This window comes from Streptosporangium sp. NPDC050148, assembly GCF_055586505.1.
Map to the genome: position 1 here is coordinate 60,063 of NZ_JBVJIA010000038.1, position 18,444 is coordinate 78,506.

The 18,444-nt window shown below is 74.6% G+C and carries 9 protein-coding genes; 4 read left to right on the top strand and 5 right to left on the bottom strand.

Annotated elements, in window-relative coordinates:
* Window positions 1-59 precede the first annotated feature (59 nt).
* Window positions 60-1,058: a hypothetical protein gene (locus tag ACZ6RT_RS31710; RefSeq protein ID WP_470157532.1), complete on the top strand. Its 999-nt coding sequence runs from the start codon at window positions 60-62 to the stop codon at window positions 1,056-1,058.
* Here the strand turns inward: ACZ6RT_RS31710 and ACZ6RT_RS31715 are convergent.
* The 3 genes from ACZ6RT_RS31715 to ACZ6RT_RS31725 are packed head-to-tail and all read right to left on the bottom strand — an operon-like array spanning window position 1,045 to window position 4,902.
* The gene (locus tag ACZ6RT_RS31715) at window positions 1,045-2,226 is read right to left on the bottom strand and encodes a cysteine desulfurase family protein (protein WP_470157533.1); all 1,182 of its coding nucleotides are present in this window, start codon (window positions 2,224-2,226) and stop codon (window positions 1,045-1,047) included. The two genes, ACZ6RT_RS31710 and ACZ6RT_RS31715, sit on opposite strands and share 14 nt — an antisense overlap.
* A 4-nt stretch (window positions 2,227-2,230) precedes the next feature.
* Window positions 2,231-3,121 (bottom strand): hypothetical protein, encoded by an 891-nt coding sequence (locus ACZ6RT_RS31720; protein ID WP_399186688.1) that lies wholly within the window; start codon window positions 3,119-3,121, stop codon window positions 2,231-2,233.
* A gap of 5 nt (window positions 3,122-3,126) precedes the next feature.
* A complete protein-coding gene (locus tag ACZ6RT_RS31725) occupies window positions 3,127-4,902 on the bottom strand; it encodes a condensation domain-containing protein (protein WP_470157534.1) in 1,776 nt (591 codons plus the stop codon).
* 205 nt (window positions 4,903-5,107) lie between these two features.
* Between ACZ6RT_RS31725 and ACZ6RT_RS31730 the strand changes: the two genes are divergently transcribed.
* Window positions 5,108-5,377: a phosphopantetheine-binding protein gene (locus ACZ6RT_RS31730; RefSeq protein WP_470157535.1), complete on the top strand. Its 270-nt coding sequence runs from the start codon at window positions 5,108-5,110 to the stop codon at window positions 5,375-5,377.
* A gap of 46 nt (window positions 5,378-5,423) precedes the next feature.
* Here ACZ6RT_RS31730 and ACZ6RT_RS31735 read toward each other — a convergent pair whose 3' ends face one another.
* The gene (locus tag ACZ6RT_RS31735; protein WP_470157536.1) at window positions 5,424-7,094 is read right to left on the bottom strand and encodes an AMP-binding protein; all 1,671 of its coding nucleotides are present in this window, start codon (window positions 7,092-7,094) and stop codon (window positions 5,424-5,426) included.
* A 26-nt stretch (window positions 7,095-7,120) separates the two neighbouring features.
* Complete coding sequence (locus ACZ6RT_RS31740; protein ID WP_470157537.1) at window positions 7,121-8,518, bottom strand: condensation domain-containing protein; 1,398 nt, start codon at window positions 8,516-8,518, stop codon at window positions 7,121-7,123.
* Between the two features lie 263 nt (window positions 8,519-8,781).
* Here ACZ6RT_RS31740 and ACZ6RT_RS31745 point away from each other — a divergent pair, with 263 nt between their 5' ends.
* Together ACZ6RT_RS31745 and ACZ6RT_RS31750 are read left to right on the top strand one after the other, a co-directional pair.
* Window positions 8,782-17,634: a type I polyketide synthase gene (locus tag ACZ6RT_RS31745; RefSeq protein WP_470157538.1), complete on the top strand. Its 8,853-nt coding sequence runs from the start codon at window positions 8,782-8,784 to the stop codon at window positions 17,632-17,634.
* Window positions 17,624-18,444: beta-ketoacyl synthase N-terminal-like domain-containing protein (locus ACZ6RT_RS31750; protein ID WP_470157539.1), on the top strand; the 821-nt coding region annotated here is incomplete at its 3' end. The genes ACZ6RT_RS31745 and ACZ6RT_RS31750, both read left to right, overlap by 11 nt.

The following is an 18,444-nucleotide window of genomic DNA, read 5'->3' on the forward strand; positions in this document are numbered from 1 at the left end:
CACGGCCAGCACGCCATCTCGGGGGCCGAGCGGTTCGCGAACAGTAAGGAGCGACCATCATGTCCATGACGAGCCTGTTCACCGGCAGGCCGCCCTCCGAGGGCGAGCATGTGACCGATGTGTATCACTACGCCACCCGCAAGGGGGCCATCGAGGCGATCGACGTGGCCGCCGCCGACCTCGGGATCGACGCCCACCTGGTGAGCGAGGCGGTACGGCACCTGGTGGAGAACCGCCTGCTGCGTACCGACGACGGCATCGGCGGCCGGTTCGTGCCCGTCGACCCCGACCTGGCCGTCGCCTCGATGGTCTCCTCGGTCGAGCGGGAGATCTACCGGCGGCGCGAGCTCATCGACCAGATCCGCGAGCGGGCCGGAGCCTTCGCGACCCCGGCCGGTGGCGGCGACCCCGCCCCCAGCACCGTGGAGTACCTGGTCGGCGCCATGGAGGTGCGCGGCTTCCTCAAGACGGCCGGCGACGCCTGCCGCGACGAGCTGCTCGTCCTGCAGGCCGGTGTGAGCGAGGCCGGCGACCTGTCGCAGATGTTCCTGGTGCTGGTCGCCAGGGGGGTGACCGTGCGGGTCATCTGCCAGCACCGCAGCCGGGCCGACGTGACCACGCGGCTGGTGATGAAGCGGCTGACCGACGCCGGCGTGGAGGTCTACACCGTCAGCCACGTGCCGCGCTCGGCCATCGTCTTCGACCGCTCGCTCGTCGCCCTGTTCGGCGGTGACGGCGTCGACGGCGACGTCACCCTCGCCCGGGTGCGCAACCAGGGGATCGCCCGGTTCTTCCTGGACATGTTCAACCACCTGTGGGAGAGCGCGACGCCGCTGGAGGGCGTCGAGTTCGGCTACGGCACCGTCGCCGACGACCTCCAGCAGTCCATCGCCGCGCTCATGGCCAAGGGCTACACCGACGAGGTGGTGGCCCGCAAGCTCGGCATGTCGGTGCGCAGCTGCCGCCGGCACATCGCCACCCTGATGCGCGACCTCGACGCCACCAGCCGCTTCCAGGCGGGGGTGGAAGCGGCCAGGAAGTTCCTCAAGACGGGCTGAAGGGGGCGTGGCCGCCCATGGCGACGGCCACGCCCGCCAGGTCGCGGGCCCGTCCGACGATCAGGTCGAGACCGAGCACCAGGTCCTCGAACGGCATCCGGGCGTCCAGGCAGATCCGGACCGTGCTGTTGGCGTCCTGCGCGCTCAGGCCGACGGCGGTCAGCACGTGCGAGGGCTCCTGCGAGCCGGAGTTGCACGCCGACCCGGTGGCCAGCGCCACCGACGACAGGCTGGAGACCAGGCTCTCCCCGCGTACGCCGGGCAGGACCACGCTGAGCACGTGCGGCACGCCGTGGTGCGGGTCGCCGTTGACGCGCAGGCCCGGCAGCCCGGCCCGCAGCACGTCCAGCGCGGTGGCGCGCAGCTCGGTGACCCGCCGCCGCTCGGCGTCCATCCTGGCCAGCGCCAGCTCGCACGCCCTGCCCAGCCCCACCACCAGGTGCGTGGGGATCGTGCCGCTGCGCAGCTCGTACTGCCCGCCGCCGAACATGACCGGCCGCAGCCGGTGCCGGATCTCCGGCCGGACGTACAGCGCGCCGACGCCCTTGGGGCCGCGGATCTTGTGCCCGGACAGCGACAGCGTGTCGATCTCGGCCTCCCGCACGCGCAGCGGGATCCGGCCGGCCGCCTGGGCGGCGTCCACGTGCAGCACGGCCCCCACCTCGTGGCAGAGCGCGGCCATCGCCGCCACCGGCTGCACGGTGCCGATCTCGCTGTTGACCCAGGCGGTGGTCGCGACCCTGGAGTTCAGGTCGAGCAGGCCGGCCAGGTGCTCCAGGTCGACGCGGCCGTCCGGCCCGACCCGCATCGCCCGGACGTCCACGCCGCGGGCGGCCAGCGCCCGGCCGATCGCCAGCGACGACTTGTGGTCGGTCGGGCAGAACACCCCGCGGGCCGGTGCCCGGTCGTCGTGGCCGAACATGCCCAGCAGCGCCAGGTTGTTGCTCTCGGTCGCGCCGGAGGTGAACACCACGTCGGCCGGGTCGGCGCCCAGGAGCGCGGCCACCGAGGCGGCCGCGCCGTCCACGGCCCTTCTCGCCCGCTTGCCGAGCACGTGCGGGGACGAGGGGTTGCCGTACTCCTCCCGCAGGTACGGCAGCATCGCCTCGAAGACCTCGTCGTCCACCCGCGTCGTCGCGCAGCCGTCCAGATAGATGACCTTCCTCACGACGTCAGCTCCGGAACGTGCTGACGGTGACGAGCTTGCCGTAGATCTCCTGGGCGGACATCTCACCGCTGCCGCCGGGGTCGGCGATCACCACCCGCATGTCCGGCAGGTCGTACAGGCTCAGCGCGATGTCCACGCCGGTCTGCACGGGCATCAGGCACTCGCCCGGCGCGAAGATCAGGATCGATCGGTGGCCCGCCCGGTACACCTCGGCGATCATCTCGGTGATCTCGCCCGCGCAGCCGGTGATGCCGCAGCTGATCAGCGTCCGGTGGTTGCCCGCGGCGTCGAGGAAGGCCACCTCGCTGTCCCCGTTCCCGCCGGGCAGGTAGCGCTTCTCCAGGCGGCCCTGCTTGACCAGCCGGTCGGCGGACTTCTGGAAGCGGTACTTCAGCCAGGTCTCGGGGAAGGCCAGCGGGTGCTTCCTGCTCGGCAGCACGTCCGCGGCCGACAGGCCGAACTCGCACAGGATCTTCTCGTAGGAGGGGGGCAGCGCGGTGAAGCCCTCGAAGAACTCCGCGCGCAGCTCACCGGCGGGCCGGCCGGTCACCGGCACGTACTGCCAGTCGTTGACGAGCAGGAGCAGCCGGGAGGTCACCCCGGCCGCGGCGTACTCGCGCAGCAGGCCGGCCGACAGCTCCCAGGTGTAGCCGGGGAAGACGCCGACGCGGCCGCGGACGCGTCGGCGCATGGTCTCGCCGGTCTGCTCCTCGATGACGCCGGGGACGAGCCGTCCCGACGCCTCGTCCTCGAAGAGCATGAAGTGGCCGCCCATGACGACCAGGTCGGCGAGGTCCTCCGCGGGCAGTTCCCGGGCTATGGCGTCGCGGAGCTCCTGCTCGGAGGCGACCAGCCGGTGGTTCTTGGACACCTGGCCGGTGGATACGTGGTTCATGGGCGTCACTCCGAATTCACGGGGTTCTGGAAGGGGGCGTTCCGCGGGTCCGGGGCCAGCCGGGAGGCCAGCGCGCCCAGTGGTGCGGGCCCGGCGAGCTGGTCGAGGGTCAGGCCCTCCCAGCCGTGCCGGGCGAGTTCGGCCAGCACCTGCGGGATGCGCAGGGCCTGGCCTCCGGCGAGGGTGTAGCTGTCGGACAGGTCGGGGCCGGTGCCCAGGCCGGCAGCGGGGCCGCCGGGCTCGTGCGCCCGTCGTACGGCGTCGGCCAGCGCCAGGGCGGCGGGGCCGGTCGTGCCGTCCCAGGTCTCGATCGGGGTGGCGGCCGGTGCGGCGCGGGGCGGTTCGAACCCGGCCAGCCCGGCCGCCTCGCTCAGCGGCAGGCCGTCGTCGGGGCCGTCGACAGGGTTGGCGTCGGGGGAGTCGGGGGCGGTGTCGGGGGCGGTGTCGTGGGCGAGCACCAGCGCCTCCATGCCGCGCAGGAAACGCTCCACGGCGACGGCGTCCATGACCGGCGACGCCGCGTGGAGCGCCACGGCGACGGCGTCACGCCACTCGTCCACGCGCAGGTAGGTGTCGGAGCCGGTGTGCGCCCACGCCTCCGGGACCGGGTTCCAGGTGAAGACGGTGCGCCGGCCGCCGTACTCGCGGGTGCGCTGCTTGATGAAGTTGACCTCCGAGCCCAGCCGTACGGCCGCGCCGCGTCGGGAGCCCTCCCGCGACACCATCTCGACGACCTTGTCGTAGGGCACGTACGCGTGCTCCCTGGCACGCTCGTACGCGGCCGCCGTCCGGCGCAGCAGCTCGCCGAACGACGGGTCGCCGGCGCAGCCGACCCGCACCAGCATCGGCGAGAACATGCACGTCAGCACGTCCGGGCAGGGGTGCGACTCGCGGTTGCTGACGAACGCCAGGTGCGCGACGTCCTCCTGGCCGGTGTAGGCGGCCATCATCGCGGTGTAGGCGGCCACGTGCACCAGCGACGGCCACACGCCGTGCCGGGCGGCGATCCGCCGCGAGGCCCCCAGCATCGCCGGAGAGATCAGCGTCGCGTGCCGGGCGGGCGGCTCCGGCCGGGTTCCCGGCGCCGCGTGAGAAGCGGACCGCTCCGGCCGGGTGCCCGGGGCCGCGTGAGGAGCGGGCGGCACCGCGCCGCGCCGTGCCGCGAACGGGTCCGCGGGCAGGGCGGTCACCTCGTCCTGCCAGTACGTCATGGCCCGCGACGCCACGATGGCGGCGTCGGCCGAGGCCTCGTACCGGGCCAGGTCGACGGGCCTGCGGCTCACCGGGAGCAGGGTCGCCGGGCGGCGGGCCGCGATGCCTGCGCCCTGCGTCCGCAGCTCCCGCTTGAGCTCGCCCAGCGTCCACACGTCCACGGCCAGGTGGTTGAACACCAGCACGCAGTGCCTCGGCGTGCCGCCCGTGGTGATCAGGCAGGCCCGGACGGGCCACTCGGTGGCGAGGTCGAAGGGCCTGCCGTCGAGCTCCTCGACCACGTCGGCGGGGGCGGCCGTGCCGTCCCGCTCGGTGGTGACCACCGTGACGGGGAGCGGCGCGGGCGGGTGCACCCGCTGCGCGGGCTCCGGGGCGAGGTCGAAGGTGGTGCGCAGGATCTCGTGCCGGCGCACCATGTGGGTGAGCATCGCCCGGCAGGCGGCGACCGTGAGCCCCGCGGGCAGGTCGAAGCGCAGGACCACGTGCGTCTCACGCCGGTGCCGGGGCGGCAACTGGTGGAATCGCAGCCACATGTGGCGCTGCCCCCAGCACAGGTTCGCGGATTTCACCGGTTCCCACCCCCAGCGGTCGTCGCATCACCCCGTACACGATGAGGATCGGCTTTTCCGGAAGGCGGCACAACCACTGCTCAATGGCAGGTTCCGGCCCAGAATAAACTGCCAGACATGCGTTCCCCATCGCCTTGACCGGTGCCCCGCCGTTCGGCAGCCTCGATATCGGCGACCATTGACCGCCGGAGGAGGAGGTAACGCGATGCTGGAAATACCCGACCGGTTCCAGAGTGTTCTGCGCGCGCATCTGCCGTACGCGGAGACGGGCGGCCTGACCCCCCACGACGAGCTGTCCGCGCTCGGCCTGGACTCGATGGGCGTCGTACGCCTGCTCGTCGACATCCAGAACGGCTACGCGGTCGAGCTGCCCGACGAGATCCTGGACGAGGCCACGTTCGCGACCGTCGGCTCGCTGTGGCGGGCGCTGTCCACGCTGATGACGATCGGGCCGGACCGTCCCCGGCCGTTCTGAGGCCGTTGTCAGGGGGTCACGGGGTGCTGGGCGGCTCTGACGGGGGTCACCTGCCCAGCAGGCCCGCCAGGGCGCGCCGGTCCACCTTGCCGTTGGCGTTGAGCGGCAGCTCCGCCAGCAGCGTGACCGAGCGGGGCACCATGTACCCGGGCAACACCTGCGTGACGCCCTTGACCAGCGTCAGCGCGTCCAGGTCCGAGCCGGTGCAGGCGGCCGTCAGCTCCGGCTCGCCGTCGGGGCCGGGCATCGCCAGCACGGCCGCCTCCCGCACCCCCGGCTGCCCGCGCAGGGCGCACTCGACCTCGCCCAGCTCCACCCGGTGGCCTGAGATCTTCACCTGCTGGTCGAGCCGGCCCAGGTGCACCAGCAGCCCGTCGCGCCAGGCCACCCGGTCCCCGGTGCGGTACCACAGCTCGGGCGCGGCCGTCTCCCCGGTGTCGGCGGGGACGGCGGTGGCACCGGTGGTGCCGGTGGCGCCCTCGAAGGCGGTGAACCGGCCCGCGTTCACCGCGGGGTCGAGGTACCCGGGAAAGCGCTGCATCCCGCGCAGGCACAGCTCGCCCTCCTCGGCGGGCCGTCCCCGGTCGTCGAGCACCAGGTGCTCGACACCCGGGTAGGGCAGGCCGATCGGCACCGTGCCGTTGGCCGTCTCGGGCCACAGGGACCGGTCGGCCGGCAGACGGTACTCGGTGCAGCTGAGCGTCAGCTCCGTCGGGCCGTACAGGTTCTCCAGGACGCTGCCCGGCGCGGCCACCCGCCAGGCGTCGGCCTGGCTCAGGGTGAGGGGCTCCCCGCAGAACAGGCTCCACCGCAGCGACGGCATCGCCGAGGGCGTCAGCCGGCGCAGCCGCATGGCCACCGACACCACCGACGGCACCGAGAACCAGTGGGTCAGCCGTTCCCGGGCGGCGAACGCGATCGGTTTGAGCAGGTCGTAGCGGCCCGGCACGACGAGCGTCGCTCCGCCGCCCCAGGTGGCGAACAGGTCGAACACCGACAGGTCGAACGTCAGGTCGAAGGTCTGGGAGACGCGGCAGCCGGGGCCGAGCTCGTAGCGGGGGATCACGTGCCGCAGGTAGGCGTCCACGCTCCGGTGACGCACCGGCACCCCCTTGGGCACGCCCGTGGAGCCCGACGTGAACAGCACGTAGGCCAGGTCGTCGGCGCCGGCCTCCCGCGGATCGCCCGCCTGCCGGAGGGCGGTTCGCGGGACGTCGGCCGGGTCCACCCGCAGGACGCGCGGGCCCTCTCCCGGCGGCCCGGCGAGCCCCGGAGACCCGGTGAGCCGCGGTGGCCCGGCGAGCCCCGGTGGCCCGGTCAGGTCCGGCGGCCCTGCCAGGTCCGGTGGCCCGGTGGGACGCGGTGGCCCGGTGAGGTTCGGCGGCTCGTGGCCGGCGTCGGACAGCACGAGGTCGAGGCGGGCGGACGCGGCCACCAGGCGGTTGCGCGCGGCCGGCGCGGCCGGGTTCAGCGGGACCGCCGCCGCGCCCAGCCGCTGGATCGCCAGATACCCGGCATAGGCGAGGACGCCCCGGTTCGCGTGCAGTCCCACGCGCGCCGGCGGCCCGTCGCACGCGGCCGCGATCCGCGCCGCGAGGTGGGCGGACATCGCCTCCAACTCGGCGTAGGTGTACCGCTCGCCGCCCACCTCCAGGGCGGTACGGTCGCCGAAGCGCGCCGCGGCGGCGGCGAACCACTGGTGGAGGGTGTGTGCCATGGGCTCTCCAGGTGACGGCCCGGCCGCTACCGGGGTGGTTCGGGCAGGCGGGACGGGAACAACGCCGGTGGCAGCTCCTCGCCCGCGCCCCACAGGTCCTTCAGCGCCCGGCCGGGGTCGGTCAGCGCGAGCTGCATCCCCAGCGGGATCGTCCGCATGATGTCGACCATCGCCGGGGCCGGCAGCACCTCGGGGTCGGCCAGCATGAGCACGCCGGTGCGCCCGCCGCGCACCTCGACCCGGACCCGGAACGCCTGCCCGTACGGCTGGGCCAGGGGTGTCCACGCCAGCTCGGCGGGCGTCTGGTCGGCGGGATCGCTCGGCTTCCGGTCCACCTGGATGTAGTTGAACCAGGCCCGGAAGAGGTGGTTGACCCAGCAGCCGTGCTCCGGCACCGACCCGGCGGCCTCGGCCACCTCGGCGATCCGGTCGAGGTCGTAGGAGCCGTGACGGTACGCGCGGGTCCCCGCCCAGTGCAGGCGCCTGATGTGCTCGGCGAGCGTGGCCCGCGGGTCCACCTCCGTGACGACGGGGACGAGCTGGTTCATCGTGCCGATGAGGTGCTGGTCCTCCGGGGCGAACCGGTTGGACGACATCAGGCTCATCGTGACCCGGTCGGTGCCCAGGTGCCTGGCCAGACCGGCGGCCACGAACGCCATCACCACCGCCGGGGCGGTGACGCCGTGCGTGCGGGCCGCCTCCGCCGCCAGGCCGCCCAGGCGCCGCGAGTGCAGGGTCAGCTCCAGCCGCTCGCCCTTGACCCCCGCGGGCAGCGTCGGCAGCGCGTCCGTCAGCCCCTCGGCCAGCACGCTCCGCCAGTGCCGTTCCGCGCCCTCCTGCCGGGGCCGCCAGGCCGCCTCGCGCTGCCGCCGCGCCAGCTCACGCGGCGGGGGCGGGGGTGGTGACGGCGACGACGGCGACGGCAGGGCCGGCGCCGTCGTGCCGGGCCTGCCGGTGCCGGACGTCAGCGCCTTGAACTCGTCCTGCAGGTGGTGGATCGACCACAGGTCCACGATCAGGTGGGAGAACGTCAGCGACAGGTACATCGGGGCGCCGCCCGAGGAGACCAGCCGGCCGCGCCAGTTGAGGTCGCCGCTCATCGCGAACGGCAGCGCCACCAGCTCGGCCTTGGTCCGCTCGTGTTCCGAGGGGTCGGTGACGATCCGGTCGATCCACTCGATCGGCAACTCCACGTCCTCGTGCACGTGCTGGACCGGCCGGGTGCCGCCCGGCTCGTAGGTGGTCCGCAGGGCCTCGTGCCGTTCGACGAGCCGCTCCAGCGCAGCCCTCACCCGCCCCATGGACAGGCCGCGCAGATCCCAGGTGGCCGGCAGGTTCCCCTCGGCCAGCCAATCCTCCGGATACCGCTCGATCTCGCGCCAGCTGAAGAGCTGGCCGTGGCTGAGCGGAGACTCGACGGGCATGCGTCCCTCCTCCCGCGGATTTCTCCGCCCGTCATTCATCCCGGACCCGGACAACGAGGTCAAGGCCCCGCCCGGTCGGAGGCGATGGCAATAAACGGCGGTAACAAGGTGCCGCCCGCAGACCATGTGCCCCGTGAGAACCGGCAATTAGGGTCGCACTCACTATGCAATAGCCGCAAACTCCTCCGGTTGCCGATAAATGCGTCGCAGCCGTTCGGATAAACGGCGTCCGATGGGCGCCCGAGGCTTGGGGTGGCGTATTAATGGGTGAGTCGAGACAGCAGGCCGAGAAGGGCGGGCCGGACGCTATCGCCGTCATCGGCATGGCGTGCAGGCTTCCCCAGGCCGACGATCCGGCGGGATTCTGGAGACTGCTGCGCGAGGGCGTGGACGCGGTCACCGACGCGCCCGCCGACCGGTGGCCGGACGCCACCGAGTACCGGCGGGGCGGGTTCCTGGCCGACGTGGACGGCTTCGACGCGGCCTTCTTCGGCATCTCGCCGAACGAGGCGGCGTCGATGGACCCGCACCAGCGGCTGGCGCTCGAACTCGGCTGGGAGGCGCTGGAGAACGCCCGCGTGCTGCCCTCCGCCCTGCGCGGCAGCGTCGCCGGCGTCTTCCTCGGCGCCATCTCCCAGGACTACGCCGCACTGAGCGACAGGGCCGCGCGCCCGGGCCGGCACTCCTACACCGGCGCCAACCGGGCGCTGATCGCCAACCGCATCTCGTACGCGCTCGGGCTGCGCGGGCCCAGCCTCACCCTGGACGCGGGCCAGTCGTCGTCGCTCGTCGCGGTGCAGATGGCCGGGGCGAGCCTGCGGCGGGGCGAGAGCGACCTGGCGCTGGCGGGCGGGGTGAACCTGAACCTGCTCGCCGAGACCACCGCCGCCATCGGCGCCTTCGGCGCGCTGTCCCCCGACGGCCGCTGCCACGTCTTCGACGAGCGGGCCAACGGGTACGTGCGCGGCGAGGGCGGCGCGGTCGTGGTGCTCAAGCGGCTGGCCGACGCGCTGGCCGACGGCGACGAGGTGCACGCGGTGATCCTCGGCGGGGCCGTCAACAACGACGGCGGCGGCGAGGGGCTGACCGTGCCGAGCGCGCGGGCGCAGGAGGAGGTCATCAGGCTCGCCTGCGCCGACGCCGGGATCGCGCCGGACGACGTGGGCTACGTCGAGCTGCACGGCACGGGCACCAGGGTGGGCGACCCGGTGGAGGCGGCCGCGCTCGGCGCCGCGTACGGGGCCGGGCGCGCGGAGCCGCTCCTGGTCGGATCCGTCAAGACGAACATCGGCCACCTGGAGGGCGCGGCGGGCATCGCCGGGCTGCTCAAGGTGGTGCTCGCGGTCAAGCATCGCCGGCTGCCCGCCAGCCTGCACTTCCGGACGCCTCCGGCGCGGATCCCCCTGGACGACCTGCGCCTGCGGGTGGTGCGGGAGACCGGCGCCTGGCCGGAGGGCGGCCGCCTGGTGGCGGGTGTCAGCTCCTTCGGCATGGGCGGCACGAACTGCCACCTGATCGTCGCCGAGCCCCCTTCCTCCGGGTCCCCCTCCGCCGGGCCCGCCGCCCCGGAGACGACGCCCCGCGCCACCGGGCACGATGCCTCGCGACACGGCACGACGGGACACGGCACGACGGCACATGGCACGACGGGACCGGGTGGCGGGGGACCGGGCGTGGAGGTGCCCTGGGTGGTGTCCGGGCGGACGGAGAAGGCGGTGCGGGAGCAGGCCGGCCGGCTGGCCGCGCTCGCCACGGCCACGGTCACCTCCGCCGACACCGACGCCTCCGCGGAGACCGACACCGACACCTCCATCGACAGCGTCGACGGCGCGGGCGGGGGGATCGGTGACGTGCGGCCGGTGGACGTGGCGCTGAGCCTCGCCGTGACCCGTACGTCCTTCGAGCGCCGTGCCGTGGTGCTCTCCCAGGACCCCGCCGCGCGCCGGGAGGCGCTGCGCGCGCTGGCCGCGGGCCGCCCGCACGACGACGTCGTCACCGGCGGCACCGTCGTCACCGGCAATACCGATGGCGCCGCAGGCGGGGGATGCGCCTTCGTCTTCCCCGGGCAGGGTTCCCAGTGGGCGGGGATGGCACGTGAGCTGATCACCGCCTCGCCGGTGTTCGGCGCGCGGCTGGCGGAGTGCGCCGACGCGCTCGCGCCCTTCACCGACCACGCCCTGATGGACGTCCTCCAGGAGCGCCCCGGCGCCCCGGGCCTGGACCGGGTGGACGTGGTGCAGCCCGCCCTGTGGGCCGTCATGGTCTCGCTCGCCGAGACATGGCGGGCCCATGGCGTACGGCCCGACGTGGTCGTCGGCCACTCGCAGGGCGAGATCGCCGCCGCCGCCGTCGCCGGGGGGCTCACCCTGTCCGACGCCGCCAGGGTCGTCGCGCTGCGCAGCCGCGCCATCGCCGGCATCGCCGGAAAGGGCGGCAGGGGCGGCATGATGTCGATCGCCGCCCCCCTGGAGGTGGTCGAGCGGGTCCTGCCCGACGGCGTGTCCGTGGCCGCCTTCAACGGCCCCCGCTCGCTGGTGGTCTCCGGTCCCCGCGAGGCGCTGGCCGAGCTCGCCGCCCGGCTGCCCGACCACCGCACCAAGATCATTCCTGTGGACTACGCCTCCCACTCGCCCGAGGTCGAGGCCGTGCGCGAGGAGGTGCTGGAGGTGCTCGCCCCCATCCGGCCGGTGAGCGGCACGACGGCGTTCGTCTCCACGCTCACGGGCGAGCCCATGGACACGGCCGGGCTCGACGCCGCCTACTGGTATCGCAGCCTGCGCCGCCCGGTCCGCTTCGGCCAGGCCGTACGGGCCGTCCTGGCGCGCTGCGCGCTGTTCGTGGAGTGCAGTCCCCACCCGGTGCTGGTCACCGGCGTGGAGGAGACCGCGGAGGACGCGGGCCGGGAGGTGGCCGTGATCGCCACCCTGCGCCGCGGCGAGGGCGGCGCGGGGCGGCTGACCCGGTCACTGGCCCAGGCGTACACCCAGGGCGCGCCGGTGGACTGGTCCCGGCTCTGCCCCGGCGGGCGGCTGGTGGACCTGCCCACCTACCCGTTCCAGCGCCACCGCCACAGCGCGACCGTCCCGCCGCCCCGGACCGCACGGCCGGACACGGCGGACGCGCAGGGCACGCCCGGCACATCCGAGGCGCGGCCGGACACGGCGGGCGGCGTGGACGCCGCGGGCACCCCGGCACCGTACGGGAATCAGGACGCCGCGGGCACGACGGCGCGGGGCACGGCGGACGCGAGGGGCGCGGCGGGGAGCGGCAGGTCCAGGGCGGAGCTGCGCGAGCTGGTGCTGGCGGCGACGGCGCGGCTTCTCGGCCACGCCGACACGACCGGCGTCGAGCCGGAGCGCACGTTCAAGGACCTCGGCATGGAGTCGGCCACCGCCGTCGAGCTGCGGGACAGGCTGCGCGAGGCCACCGGGCTGCGGTTGCCCGCCGGGCTGCTGTACGAGCACCCCACCCCCGACCGGCTGGCCGGCCACCTGCACGCCCTGCTCACCGGCGACCGCACCGCGACCGCCCACGGCGGCGACGGCGGCTCGCGGGACCGGGCGGACGACGACCCGATCGCGGTGGTCGGCATGGGCTGCCGCTATCCCGGCGAGGTCGCCTCGCCCGAGGACCTCTGGCGGCTGGTCGACACCGGCACCGACGCGATCACCGAGTTCCCCGCCGACCGCGGCTGGGACCTCGGCACGCTCCTCGCCACCGGCCGCTCGGGCACCAGCGACACCCGCCACGGCGGTTTCCTGCACGACGCCGACCGGTTCGACGCCGCGTTCTTCGGGATCAGCCCCCGCGAGGCCACGGCCATGGACCCGCAGCAGCGGGTGCTCCTGGAGGTCTGCTGGGAGGCGGTGGAGCGCGCCGGCATCGACCCGGCCACCCTGCGGGACTCGGCCACCGGCGTCTACGTCGGCGCCATGGCCCCCGACTACGGACCCCGGCTGCACCTGCCGGACGGCGCGTCCGACGGGCACCTGCTGACCGGCACCGCGCTCAGCGTCGTCTCCGGCCGCGTCGCGTACACGCTCGGCCTGCGGGGACCGGCGATCACCACGGACACGGCCTGCTCGTCCTCGCTCGTCTCGATCATCCTGGCGATGCGGGCGCTGCGGCACGGGGAGTGCGCGCTGGCGCTCGCGGGCGGCGTGACCGTGATGTCGACGCCCGGCATGTTCGTGGAGTTCAGCAGGCAGGGCGGCCTGGCCCCCGACGGGCGGTGCAAGGCGTTCTCCGCCCGGGCCGACGGCACGGGGTGGGCCGAGGGCGCGGGCATGCTCGTGCTGGAGCGGCTCTCCGACGCGCGCCGCAACGGCCACCCGGTCCTCGCCGTGCTGCGGGGCGGCGCCGTCAACCAGGACGGCGCGAGCAACGGCCTCACCGCGCCGAACGGCCAGGCGCAGCGCGAGGTCATCAGGCAGGCGCTGGCCGACGCCCGGCTCACCCCCGCCGAGGTCGACGCCGTGGAGGCGCACGGCACCGGCACCCGGCTGGGCGACCCCATCGAGGCGGACTCGATCATCGCCGTGTACGGCGAGGGCCGGCACCCGGAGCGGCCGGTGTGGCTCGGCTCGCTCAAGTCCAACATCGGCCACACCCAGGCCGCGGCCGGGGTGGCCGGAGTGATCAAGATGGTGAAGGCGCTGGAACACCGCGTCCTGCCGCCCACCCTGCACGCCGACGACCCCACGCCGCACGTGGACTGGGCCTCGGCCGGGGTCAGGCTGCTCACCGGGCGGGTCGAGCTGACCCAGGACCGGCCCGCGCGGGCCGGGGTGTCGGGCTTCGGCATCAGCGGCACCAACGCGCACCTCATCGTGGAGGCCGCCCCGTCACCCGCCTCGCTTCCGGCCGCGCTTCCGTCCGCACTCCCGTCCTCGCTTCCGGACACGCGCGCGGACGGATCGCCGGTCCTGGACACGGCGGCCGGGCCGGTGGTGTGGGTGGTGTCCGCCAGGAGCGAGCCCGCGCTGCGCGCCCAGGCTGCTCGCCTGCACGCGTACGCCGACGGGCTCGCCGGTTCCGAACTCGCCGACGCCGGGCGGACGCTGGCCAGAAGGGCCGCGTTCCCGCACCGCGCCGTGGTGGTGGCCGGAGACCGCGACGAACTGCTCGCCGGGCTCGCGGCCCTGGCCGCGGGAACCCCGCACGCCGCCGTCACCACCGGGACCGCACCCGCCGAGGCCCGGCCGGTGTTCGTCTTCCCCGGCCAGGGCTCCCAGTGGGCCGGCATGGCCACCGACCTCCTCGACGCCAGCCGCGCCTTCCGCGACCAGGTCGACCGGTGCGACCGCGCGCTGCGGCCGTACACCGGATGGTCGGTCGTGGACGTGCTGCGCGGACGCGAGGGCGCGCCTCCGCTGGAGGGCTCGGACGTCATCCAGCCGGTGCTGTTCACCGTCATGATCGCGCTGGCCGGGCTGTGGCGCTCGGTCGGCGTCCACCCCGCGGCCGTCGTCGGCCACTCCCAGGGCGAGATCGCCGCGGCGTGCGCGGCCGGGGCGCTCTCCCTGGAGGACGCCGCGCGCGTGGTCGTGCTCCGCAGCCGGGCCCTGACGCGGCTCGGCGACAGGGGCGGCATGCTGGCCGTGTCGCTGCCCGCCTCCGAGGCCGAGGAACTGCTGCGGCCGTGGGCCGGCCGCCTGTGGCCGGCCGTGTACAGCGGCCCGTCCAGCACGGTGGTGGCCGGTGACGCCGACGCGCTGGAGGAGTGCGCCGCCGCCTGCGGCGACGAGATCCAGGCCCGCCGGGTCGCCATCGGCTACGCCGCCCACACCCCGCACATCGAGGAGCTGCGCGAGGAGATCCTGCGCGACCTCGACGGGGTACGGCCCCGCGACACCGAGGTGGCGTTCTGCTCCTCCTACGCGGGCGAGTTCATCGACCCCGCCCTGCTGACCGCCGACTACTGGTTCGCCGGCCTGCGCAACCCGGTCCGCTTCCAGCAGGCGATCGAGGCGGTCGCGGCCACCGGGACGCCGGTGTTCGTCGAGGCCAGCCCGCACCCGGTGCTCACCGGCCACGTCGCGGACACGCTGGCGGCGGCGGGCGCCGCCGGAGGCGCCACGGGCACGCTGCGGCGCGGCGACGGCGGCGCGCCCAGGTTCCTCAAGGCACTCGGCCAGGGATGGGTGCTCGGCGCCCCGGTGAACTGGCCGGCCGCGCTCGGCCGCGCCGGCCACCACCACGACGACCTGCCCGCCTACCCCTTCGAGCGGCGGCGGCACTGGCTGGCCCCCGCCTCCGCCGACGGCCAGGGCGGCTCCGGGCACCCGCTGCTCGGCACCACGCTGCCGCTCGCGGCCGACGGCGGCTTCCTGCTGGCCGGCCGGCTGTCCACCGGAACCGATCCGTGGCTGGCCGACCACGCGGTGGACGGCACCGTCCTGCTGCCCGGCACCGCCTTCGTCGAGCTGGCGCTGCACGCCGCCGTCACGGCCGGCTGCGACGCCGTCGAGGAGCTGACCCTGGAGGCACCGCTGCCGCTGCCCGCCGAGGGCGGCGTCCAGGTCCAGGTCACCGTGGGAGGCCCGGACGAGCAGGGCCGCCGTGCCGTGGCCGTCCACGCCCGCCCGGCCGGTGACGCCGACGCCTCCTGGACCCGCCACGCCGGCGGCCTGCTCGGCCCGGCCCCGGACGACCTTCCCGAGCGCCTGACCTCCTGGCCGCCCGACGGCGTCCCGGTCGGCCTGGACGGGGTCTACGAGCTGCTCGCCGAGCGCGGGTACGCGTACGGCCCCGCGTTCCAGGGGATGCGCGCCGCCTGGCGCGCGGGCGGCGACGCCTTCGTCGAGGTGACGCCCCCCGAGCGGGTACGCGCCGACGCCGGACGGTTCGTCCTGCACCCGGCCCTGCTCGACGCGGTGCTGCACCTGATGGTGCTGGAGTCGGCCGACGACCCCGCCGCGCTGCTGCTGCCGTTCTCCTGGAGCGGCGTGCGGGTGGCCGCGCTCGGCGCGGAGACACTGCGCGCCCGCATGACGGATCTCGGTGAGGACCGCATCGCGCTGACCTTGTTCGACGAGACGGGCGCCCGCATCGCCACCGTCGAGACCCTGGTGCTGCGCCGCCTGCCCAGAGGCGCCGCCCGTCCCGCCCCCGCCGCCGTCTCCTACACCCTCGAATGGGCCGAACCGCCCGCCTCCGGGGCCGCGGCGGGCGACGGGAACGGTGGCGCGGGCGACGGCCCGGACGGCGGGGACTGGGCGCTGGTCGGCTACGACGAGGCGGCCGACGAGCTGGGCGCGGAGCTGGAGCGTGCGGGGATCGCCGTGCCGCGCCACTACGACCTCGCCTCGCTGGCCGGCATGAGCGCGGGCCGGGTCCCGGGCCTGGTGCTGGCACCCGTCCACGCCGACGACGACGACCTCCCGTACACCGCGCACGACGCCCTGCGCGAGGTGCTCGACCTGGCACAGGGCTGGCTGGCCGACGAGCGGTTCGCCGAGTCCCGGCTGGTCTTCGTCACCCGTCCGGGCGGGCCCGAGACGGCGGCCGTGTGGGGGCTGGTGCGGTCGGCGCAGTCCGAGCACCCCGGCCGGTTCGTCCTCGCCGAGATCACCCCGGGCTTCTCCGGCTGGGAACGGCTGGCCGCCGCGATCGCCGCCGGTGAGACCCAGCTCGCCGCCGCCGGACGGGAACTGCTGGCACCGCGCCTGGCACGGCGTGAGCTGCCCGCCCGGACGCCTGGAACACCTGAGGAGACCCCTGAGACGCCACCGGTGTCGGGGACGGTGGTGGTGACCGGTGGTACCGGTGGTCTGGGGGCGTTGGTGGCGCGGCGGTTGGTGACGGGTCATGGGGTGCGGGACCTGTTGTTGCTGTCGCGGCGGGGTCTGTCGGCTCCGGGGGCGGGTGAGCTGGTGGCCGACCTGGAGGGGTTGGGTGCTCGCGTCGAGGTGGTGGCGTGTGATGTGTCCGATCGTGACGCTCTGGCCGCCGTACTGGACGGGGTGTCGCTCGGCGGGGTCGTGCACACCGCCGGGGTGCTGGACGACGCGGTCGTGGAAGGGTTGTCGGCTTCGCGGTTGGATGCGGTGCTGGCGCCGAAGGCGGACGCGGCGTGGTACCTGCACGAGCTGACCGCCGACCACCAGCTGTCGATGTTCGTGTTGTTCTCCTCCCTGGCCGGGGTGGTGGGCAATCCGGGTCAGGGTAACTACGCGGCGGCGAACGCGTTCCTGGACGCGCTGGCCGCTCACCGCCGTCAGCTCGGTTTGGCGGGGGTGTCGATCGCGTGGGGGTTGTGGGACACGGCCTCGCAGATGACCGGTGGCCTGTCGCCTGCGGATGTGGCGCGTCTGGCGCGTGCCGGGGTGGCGCCGTTGAGCGTGGAGCAGGGCCTGGAGCTGTTCGACGCGGCGCTGGCGAGCCCCGATCCGCTGGTGGTGGCGGCGCGTTGGGATGCGGCCGGGTTGCGGGCCCGCGCCGAGGCCGGGGACCTGCCGCCGATGCTGCGCGGCCTCGTCCGCACCCCCCGCCGTGCGACGGCCACCGGGAGCGCCATCGGTGCCACCGGCGGCACCGGTGGTCCCGGCGGGCTGATCGACCGGCTGACCGGGCTGAGCGAGGCCGACGGCCGCGCCCACCTGACCGAGCTGGTCCGCGGCCACGTCGCCGCCGTCCTCGCCCACGGCAGCCCCGACCAGGTGGACGTGGACCGCGTCTTCAACGAGCTCGGCTTCGACTCCCTGACCGCCGTCGAGCTGCGCAACCGGCTCACCGCCGACGCCGGGCTCCGCCTGCCGACCACGCTCGTCTTCGACCACCCCACCGTCACGTCGCTGGCCGACTACCTGTTCACCGCGCTGGCACCCGAGGCGCCCTCGGCAGAGGACGCGCTGCGCGCCGCCGTGGACCAGGCCGAGTCGGCGCTGCGGGCGGCCAACGGAGAGTCGGAGATCGTCCGTGGCCAGCTCGTCGCCATCCTGCAGAGCGCGCTCACCAGGATCGGCGCCTCCGCCGTCACCCCCTCCGCCGGCCCCATCGGCTCCGGCGGGGTCGAGGAGATCGGTTCCGCTTCGGACGAGGAGATCTTCGCCCTCATCGACAACCGGGCGATGACGTCCCCACTGTCTATGGAAAGGCCAGAGCGTGGCGAATGACGAGAAGCTCCGCGCCTACCTCAAGCGGGTGACCGTCGAGCTGGCGGAGACCCGCAGACGTCTCGCCGACGAGGAGGGTCGCCGGCACGAGCCGGTGGCGATCGTCGGGATGGCCTGTCGTTTTCCGGGTGGGGTGACCGGTCCGGAGGAGTTGTGGGATCTGGTGGCCTCCGGGGGGGACGCGATCAGTGGGTTCCCGGTCGATCGCGGGTGGGATCTGGAGGGGTTGTACGACCCCGACCCCGAGGCGCTGGGCAGGTCGTACGTGCGTCATGGCGGGTTCGTGCACGATGCGGGGGAGTTCGACGCGGCGTTCTTCGGGATGAGCCCGCGCAGTGCGCTGGCGACCGATCCGCAGCACCGGTTGTTCCTGGAGTCGTGCTGGGAGGCGCTGGAGCGGGCCGGTATCGACCCGGGCACGCTGCGCGGCAGCCGCACCGGCGTCTACGCCGGATGCATGTACGAGCTCTACTCGAACCGGTTCCTCGACCGGTTGCCCGAGTCGGTCGAGGGCACCCTGCTCACCTCCAGCACGCCGAGCGTGCTGTCCGGCCGCGTCTCCTACACCCTCGGCCTCGAAGGGCCGTCCATCACGGTCGACACCGCCTGCTCCTCCTCCCTGGTCGCGCTCCACCTCGCGACCCGCGCGCTGCGCCAGGAGGAGTGCACGCTCGCGCTGGCCGGGGGCGTCACCGTGATCGCCACCCCCGACGTCTTCGTGGAGTTCTCGCGGCAGCGGGCGTTGTCGGCGGACGGGCGGTGCAAGTCGTTCTCGGCGTCGGCCGACGGTGCGGCGTGGGCCGAGGGGGT